This window comes from Bartonella sp. AU18XJBT, assembly GCF_028618595.1.
GTDB lineage: Bacteria > Pseudomonadota > Alphaproteobacteria > Rhizobiales > Rhizobiaceae > Bartonella.
Genome location: NZ_JAQITE010000055.1, coordinates 1 through 6,922 on the forward strand (window position 1 = coordinate 1; position 6,922 = coordinate 6,922).

7 protein-coding genes and 1 pseudogene are annotated in these 6,922 nt (G+C 44.8%); all 8 read left to right on the forward strand.

All coding sequences use genetic code 11. The features are described from left to right. Positions 1 to 281: pseudogene (locus tag PVV60_RS09095) on the forward strand (hypothetical protein); the annotation flags it as partial. After that, entirely contained in the window at positions 271 to 2,217 is a 1,947-nt protein-coding gene (locus PVV60_RS09100; RefSeq protein ID WP_273724440.1) for a phage terminase large subunit family protein, read from the forward strand. The pseudogene PVV60_RS09095 and the gene PVV60_RS09100, both read left to right, overlap by 11 nt. A gap of 3 nt (positions 2,218 to 2,220) precedes the next feature. Further along, a complete protein-coding gene (locus tag PVV60_RS09105) occupies positions 2,221 to 2,469 on the forward strand; it encodes a phage head-tail joining protein (protein ID WP_273724442.1) in 249 nt (82 codons plus the stop codon). Then, complete coding sequence (locus PVV60_RS09110; protein ID WP_273724444.1) at positions 2,469 to 4,013, forward strand: phage portal protein; 1,545 nt, start codon at positions 2,469 to 2,471, stop codon at positions 4,011 to 4,013. Before PVV60_RS09105 ends, PVV60_RS09110 begins: the two co-directional genes overlap by 1 nt. Beyond that, positions 4,003 to 5,082: a S49 family peptidase gene (locus PVV60_RS09115; RefSeq protein WP_273724446.1), complete on the forward strand. Its 1,080-nt coding sequence runs from the start codon at positions 4,003 to 4,005 to the stop codon at positions 5,080 to 5,082. Before PVV60_RS09110 ends, PVV60_RS09115 begins: the two co-directional genes overlap by 11 nt. Continuing rightward, positions 5,079 to 5,345 (forward strand): hypothetical protein, encoded by a 267-nt coding sequence (locus tag PVV60_RS09120; protein ID WP_273724448.1) that lies wholly within the window; start codon positions 5,079 to 5,081, stop codon positions 5,343 to 5,345. The genes PVV60_RS09115 and PVV60_RS09120 overlap by 4 nt, the downstream gene beginning before the upstream one ends. After that, positions 5,315 to 5,707 (forward strand): head decoration protein, encoded by a 393-nt coding sequence (locus tag PVV60_RS09125; RefSeq protein WP_273724450.1) that lies wholly within the window; start codon positions 5,315 to 5,317, stop codon positions 5,705 to 5,707. The genes PVV60_RS09120 and PVV60_RS09125 overlap by 31 nt, the downstream gene beginning before the upstream one ends. 12 nt (positions 5,708 to 5,719) lie before the next feature. After that, the gene (locus PVV60_RS09130; RefSeq protein ID WP_273724452.1) at positions 5,720 to 6,796 is read left to right on the forward strand and encodes a major capsid protein; all 1,077 of its coding nucleotides are present in this window, start codon (positions 5,720 to 5,722) and stop codon (positions 6,794 to 6,796) included. Positions 6,797 to 6,922 lie beyond the last annotated feature (126 nt).

Here is a 6,922-nt window from a genome sequence, read left to right on the forward strand (position 1 = left end):
TAGCAAAAGAAAAGATTGCTCTGGAAAAGTTACGCGAAACAACTGTTGATCGAGAAGAAGTGAGAAAAGAAGCATGGCACTTTGGAAGAGCGCATCGAGATACAATGCTCAATTTTGCCTATCGCTTTGGTGCTGAAATTGCGGCGCAAGTGGGATGTGATGCTGCGAGCCTTATTGGAGCTATCGATCATCATATGCGCAAAGCTTTAATGGAAAATGTCGTTCCTGTCTCTTTTCACGATCCCAATATTTTAGAAGAGAATCCAGAACATGATAAGTAATGCTTCGCCCTCATCCTCTGGTGCTGGGCTCTTTTTTTGCTATGCGAATGAAGGACGCCATCCTGACCCGCCTTATACTGTTTCTAAGTGGGCTGATAAAAATCGTTATTTAAGCACAGTTACGAGTGCAGAGCCTGGGTTATGGAGGACTATACGCACCCCTTATTTACGAGAGATCATGGATAATCTTTCTGTTTATGATCCGACTGAAACAACGGTTGTGATGAAGGGGGCTCAGGTTGGAATGTCGGAAGCAGCGTTGAACTTTTGTGGTTATGCCATTCATCATAGTCCAGGACCAGCACTGTATGTGATGCCGACAGTTGAGACCGCTAAGAAACTGTCAAAGTCTCGTCTTGATCCGATGATTTCAGCTAGCCCTGCTTTAAGTGAACGCATTGCCCCTGCTCGTACACGAGACAGTGGAAATACAATGTTTTCAAAGGAATTTTATGGGGGAACATTGATGATTACAGGAGCAAATAGTGCTGCTGGATTGCGTTCTTCTCCTATTCGCTATTTGGTTTTGGATGAAGTCGATGCTTACCCATTGAATGTCGATAATGAAGGCGATCCTGTAACAATTGCTGAAAAACGAACCTCTGCTTTTATTCAACGTAAAATTTTTAAATTGTCCACGCCGACACACCGTGACACAAGCCGTATAGCCAAGGATTTCGTGCTTGGTGATCAAAGATATTACAATGTTCCTTGTGATGCGTGTGGTACGCTACAACCGATTGTTTGGTCACAAATCAAGTGGCAAAAAGGCGCCCCCGAAAAAGCTGTGTTTGTTTGTGCCCATTGTGGTCATGAACATGCCGAACATCGTAAGTCCACCTTAATGGCAGAAGAAAACGGTGCTTGCTGGATCGCAACACAGGAGTCAAGTAAGCCTCGTCTGCGTTCTTACCATATTTCAGCGCTTTATTCGCCATGGCTGACTTGGGGCGATTGTGCGCGCGAATTTTTAAGAGCCAAAGAAGACCCTGCTCTTTTGCAAGTTTTTATTAACACAGTGCTTGGAGAGCCATGGGAAGACAGAACAGGCGAAGTTGTTGACCCTGATAGCCTCTATGCAAAACGTGAAGATTATTCCCTTGCACCAGAACAAGCCGTGTTGTTGACAGCGGGCATTGATGTGCAAAATGACCGGTTAGAGCTTGAAGTGGTGGGATGGGGACGCAGTGAAGAAAGCTGGCATATTGATTATCACGTCATTCCTGGTGACCCCTCTTCTTTTGAAGTATGGGACCAATTGGATGAATATCTTACAAGACGCTGGCCGCATCTAGGTTACAAAGACGGCATCAAGATAACGGCTGCTTGTATTGATACCGGTGGTGGACACACACAGGCGGTTTATAATTATGTGCGCCCCCGTGAGGGACGACGTATCTGGGGCATTAAGGGACAAGCTGGCTGGCGTGCGGTATGGCCACGCCGTCCAAGTAGAAACAACAAAGGACAGATCAATCTCTATATTGTTGGTGTTGATGCAGCAAAAGATATTATCACGGCACGGTTTAAAAAATCTGGTCCTGAAGCATCGGGGGCTGGTGCAACACACTTTCACAAAAACCTTGATCGGGAATATTTTGACCAGCTAACCGCTGAAAGAAAAGTCATCAAATATTTTAAAGGCTTTAAGCGTATTGAATGGCAAAAAAGCGAAAAGGCAAGAAATGAAGCCTTGGACTGTAGGGTCTACGCTTATGCAGCTTTACAAGGTCTGATTTCGGCAGGAATAAACCTTAATCGAGAAGTCGATATCTTAGAAGAGCGTTTGGAAAAACTTAAAATTGAGGGCTCTTTAGAGCAGCCAACACCAAGACATGCCCCCTCTCCTTCTCCAAGAAGATCTCAGACAGCACAACCTCAAAGGAAACAATCCAGAACGGTGATGAATCCTTATATGCAAGGGGATTGGAGGTAATTTATGGATACAGACTTGAACCAAGTAAACAGCAAAACTGACAGACTGGAAAGTTTAAAAAAGCGGCGTGAACAAATTGAAGAAGCTCTTTATTCGGGAGCACAATCGGTGCGCCATGGCGATAAGCAAGTCAGCAACCGCTCTGTTGAGGAACTGCGCAGAGCGCTTGAGATGCTGAACACACAAATAGCCAACCTTGAAGGACGCAAGCGTTCACGCGTTTTCTATTTTAATATATCACGAGGCTATTAATGGCTGGTTTTATCAATAAACTCACAGGCTTTTTTACAATTTCTCGTCAACACAACCCCCATTTTGAAGCCGCAAGCAAAAGCCGCCGTATGGGTGGTTTTGACCCCGCAAAAAAACATATTAATAAAGCCATTGAGGAATGCGGTGATACCATTGTTGCCCGTTCAAGATGGCTTTATGACAATGAAGCTCTTTATGGGTCTGCAACAGAAGAATGGGTCTCTGCGGCTGTAAGTGATGGGATTAAACCCTATCCTCGTATTGAAGGTTTTCAAGAAGAAAAGAAAAAGCTTTTAGACTTATGGTGGCAATGGGTTGATGAAGCCGATTATGATGAAGATGCCAATTTTTATGGACTTCAAGCAACCATTGCACGAGAGGTCTTTTTAACTGGAGAATGCTTTGTAAGACTACACTATGTCGACCTCTACGGGCGCTCTGGTGTACCGCTTCAATTACAAGTTTATCCAACCGAAATGCTAGACCTTTCCTACAATGGACCGGCTGAGATTGAAGGCAATTACATTCGTATGGGAATTGAATTTAATGCCAGTGGTAAGCGTGTTGCTTATCATTTTTGGAAACATCACCCCTATGATGATTGTTCTGCAAGGATAGTCTTTGAGAGTCAAGAGCGCATACGTGTCCCTGCTGAAATGGTCCTGCATATCAAAGAGCGCCGTATTGCCGGACAATTGCGCGGTTCACCCAAAATAACGCGCTGTATGACAAAGATCTTTCAACTCGAATCCTATGACGACGCAGAACTCGATAGAAAAAGGACGGCGGCTCTTTTCGCGGCGTTTGTCAAGGACAATTCACCAAACGTCGAAAAATTATCCGATAATCGTGATAAAAACAACGTTGAAGAAGAATACAAAGCACCTGTCATTGCGCCCGGTGCATCTCTTTATTTAGGAGAGAATAAAGAGGTTACATTCTCAAATCCTGTTGAGGTTGGTGGCTCTTATGAGGCTTTTCAATTTCGCAATATCTTGAAAATTTGTGCAGCACTTAATATGCCTTATGCCGTTGTGACAGGAGACGTTACGCGGGGGAATTTTTCAAATGTGCGCACCTCCATCATTCAGTTTAGACGGCATGTTAAACAATGGCGTGAACATATCATTGCTTTTCAGTTTAATCGCATTATATGGGAGCGCTTTGTTGAAATGGCGGTTCTTTCTGGATGCATCAATTTGCCAGGGTGGGAAGAAAATCCCTTGCCATGGGTTCAATGTGAAAGCTTTGCACCCCCGCTTGAAATGATTGACCCAAACAAGGATATCTCAGCGGAAAAAGAAGAAATCCGTGCAGGCTTGAAAACACGACGTATGGCTCTTGCCGAGCGCGGCTTTGATATCGACAGCATTCATGCCGAAATGCAAGAAGAACACACAGATGCTCGTGCGCGTGGTTTATCTTTTGACACCGATATGGCGGCACCGGCTGGTAGCAATCACGTAATTGATACCGCAGATTCAGAGACTTCTGACACTTATGAAAGCAACCAAGGCAGTGAGGCACATACAAATGGTGAATAATCTCGACATGCCGTTTTTGGCATCACGGCTTTTTGGTGTTCCTCATATGCTTGCCTCGACAAAACTTGATGTCATTCTCAATGCTCTTGCACCACGCCTTTTTGAAGGAGAAAAGTTTGCCACTGGGGCATTTGGACAAGGGGATACAGAAGCTTTCAGACCCCCTGAAACTTATGTAGTACAAAACAATATTGCCATCATACCAGTTCATGGCACGCTTGTGCGCCGTGGTGCATGGCTTGGGGCTTTATCGGGATTAACCTCTTATGAAGGTTTGGGGGCTTCTTTTCGTGAAGCCATTGCACAACCTGATGTTCGCGCTGTTTTACTGGATATTGACAGCGGCGGTGGAGAAGCGGGCGGTGTGTTTGATCTTGTGGAAGAGTTTCAAGCACTCTCAAAACAATACGAAAAGCCCATTTGGGCGCATGCCAATGAGTTTGCCTGTTCAGCAGCTTATGCCATTGCTTGTTCTGCTTCTCAAATATGGGTTGCTCGCACGGGTGTTGTGGGCTCGATTGGTGTCGTTTGCGCCCATCTTGACCAATCCCGTGCAGATGAAAAACACGGGCATAAATGGACCTTTGTCTTTGAAGGTGATCACAAAGTTCATGGCAACCCTCATGAACCCTTGAGCGATACAGCACAGATAAAAATGCAAGCCGATTGCGCCCTGCTCTACGAGATGTTTGTCGATTTGGTGGCGCAAAACAGACGCCTAAATGCTGATGCAATTCGTGACACAAAAGCAGAAACTTTTATAGGCACCCAAGCTATTGCGCTTGGATTAGCAGATGTGCAAGGCACCCTTGCGCAAGCTTTGGAAGCCTTAACGGATTCCATATCACAAAACCCAACATCAACAACAAAAGAAGGACAAAACACATGGCACGCACACAATACCGCGCTGAGGAAGAGGATGACGAAAAGATTGTCGACATCATCAATGACGAGGAAGAGGACGAAGACGATAATGACGTCGACAAAAACGCCGAAATCTTTGACGACGAAGAAAACGAAGATGAGGACGAAGACAATGAGGACAATGAAAACAAGCGCGAAGATATGAAAGCCGTGCTTGAAAAAGAAAGAAAGCGCGCAAAAGCACTGACCAACCTTGAAAGGCAAGCAAAGCAATTAGGCGTTTCTTTTGACGCAGCAAAAGCTATTCAAAACGGTATGAGTCTCGAAAAAGCACGCCAGTGTGTGTTGACGGCTGCTAGCTCTCAAAGCGCGTCTTTAAAAGTCTCGCCTTATACCCCTCATAGTGATGGGACAAGCAAGGCAAAGATTCACGCAAAATGGGAAGCAGCTTGGAGGGCAGTGAAATGAATATTGTTTATGAAGACGTACGCAATGGCGCTTATCTTGGACCCTACGACCCCGATATGTCAAACGAAGAAGTGGTGTTTGCATCAGGAGCATTCATTGAAGCGGGAACTGTCATGGGAAAGATAACCTCATCAGAAAAATATATCCCCCTTAATCCAGCAGCAACAGATGGCAGCCAAACACCGGCAGGGATTTCTTTTGCCACTGTTGACGCAACAGGCGCCGATCAACGCGCCGTGATTACAGCACGCTTATGCACTGTGAAAGCTTCTGAACTGCTATGGCCAGACGCCATCACAGATGAGCAAAAGAACGCGGCCATTCAGTCTTTCGAAGACAAAAACAACATTCTATTGCGATAGGAGAATGCACACATGGATATGAATTTTTTTAAACATGATGCTTTCTCAAGCATCACAATGATGAAAGCCATTGAAAACTATGAGTTTCAACCTGGTCTTGTAAGCTCTCTTAATCTTTTTGAGGAAGTTGAAACCAGTACCACAGTGGTTGGTATTGAACGGCGTGATAATACATTTTCGCTTATTCAAACCAGTGAACGCGGCGCACCTTTGGCAGAAGGTGATAGAGAGGGTCGTAATCTTCGGTTTTTCAAAACAACACGGATTGCCAAAAGTGATACCGTAAAATCAGAAGAAATCCAGAACCGTCGTGAATTTGGCACAGAAGATCAACTCGAGACAGCAATGAAATATATTGCTAGAAAACAAAAGAAACTGATTTCTGAAATCGAATTGACATGGGAAAATATGCAGCTTGGCGCTGTTCAAGGTGTTGTCCTTGATGCTGATGGCTCTGTCATTGTTGACTGGTACAAAGAATGGGAAATCACCCCCCCAAAGCCCATTGACTTTAAACTGAATAATGAGACAACCAATGTTGCTGACAATGTTGATCGGGTCATTATGAGGATGATTGAGGCTTCAAAAGGAGCATTTTCTGATCGTTCGCGGATTATTGGGCTTTGTGGAAATGAATTCTTTTCCAAGTTGAAAAACCATAAAACAATTCGTGAGACCTATCTCAACACAGCCTTAGCACAAACACTCAATAGCGCCGGAGGTGTTGCAACACCAAGCGCAATTGGCGCGGGAAGCTTTGGCAGTTTTGACTTTGCAGGTGTCACTTTCATTAATTACCGGAGTATCCACAACTATAATGTGAGTGCGAAGGCTGGAACAAAGCGTGCCATAGGCATTAAGCCTGATGAATGTCAATTCTTTCCTGTTGATGCGCCTGGTGTATTCCAAAAAACCTTTTCCCCTGGTGAAAGCTTGGATTTTGCCAACACGGTTGGAAAACCTCTCTACACCATGCTGATCGTCGACCACGACCGTAATGCATGGGTAAAACCGGAGGTCTATAGCTATCCGCTTTACATCTGTACACGCCCAGAAATGCTGTTTAAAGCCGTGATTGGAGCGAAATAACATGCGTTGGCACGGGCTGCTCAACAAAATGGTTAAAGATGTACGCAACACCTTTGGGCAGCCCATCATCTACACGCGAAAGGACAACCAGCAATCTTTTCGTATCACAGCGATTTACACCATTAA

Coding starts and splice junctions, on each gene's coding strand:
- PVV60_RS09100 (WP_273724440.1), top strand. CDS start 271: ATGATAAGTAATGCTTCGCCCTCATCCTCTGGTGCTGGGCTCTTTTTT.
- PVV60_RS09105 (WP_273724442.1), top strand. CDS start 2,221: ATGGATACAGACTTGAACCAAGTAAACAGCAAAACTGACAGACTGGAA.
- PVV60_RS09110 (WP_273724444.1), top strand. CDS start 2,469: ATGGCTGGTTTTATCAATAAACTCACAGGCTTTTTTACAATTTCTCGT.
- PVV60_RS09115 (WP_273724446.1), top strand. CDS start 4,003: ATGGTGAATAATCTCGACATGCCGTTTTTGGCATCACGGCTTTTTGGT.
- PVV60_RS09120 (WP_273724448.1), top strand. CDS start 5,079: ATGAAAGCCGTGCTTGAAAAAGAAAGAAAGCGCGCAAAAGCACTGACC.
- PVV60_RS09125 (WP_273724450.1), top strand. CDS start 5,315: ATGGGAAGCAGCTTGGAGGGCAGTGAAATGAATATTGTTTATGAAGAC.
- PVV60_RS09130 (WP_273724452.1), top strand. CDS start 5,720: ATGGATATGAATTTTTTTAAACATGATGCTTTCTCAAGCATCACAATG.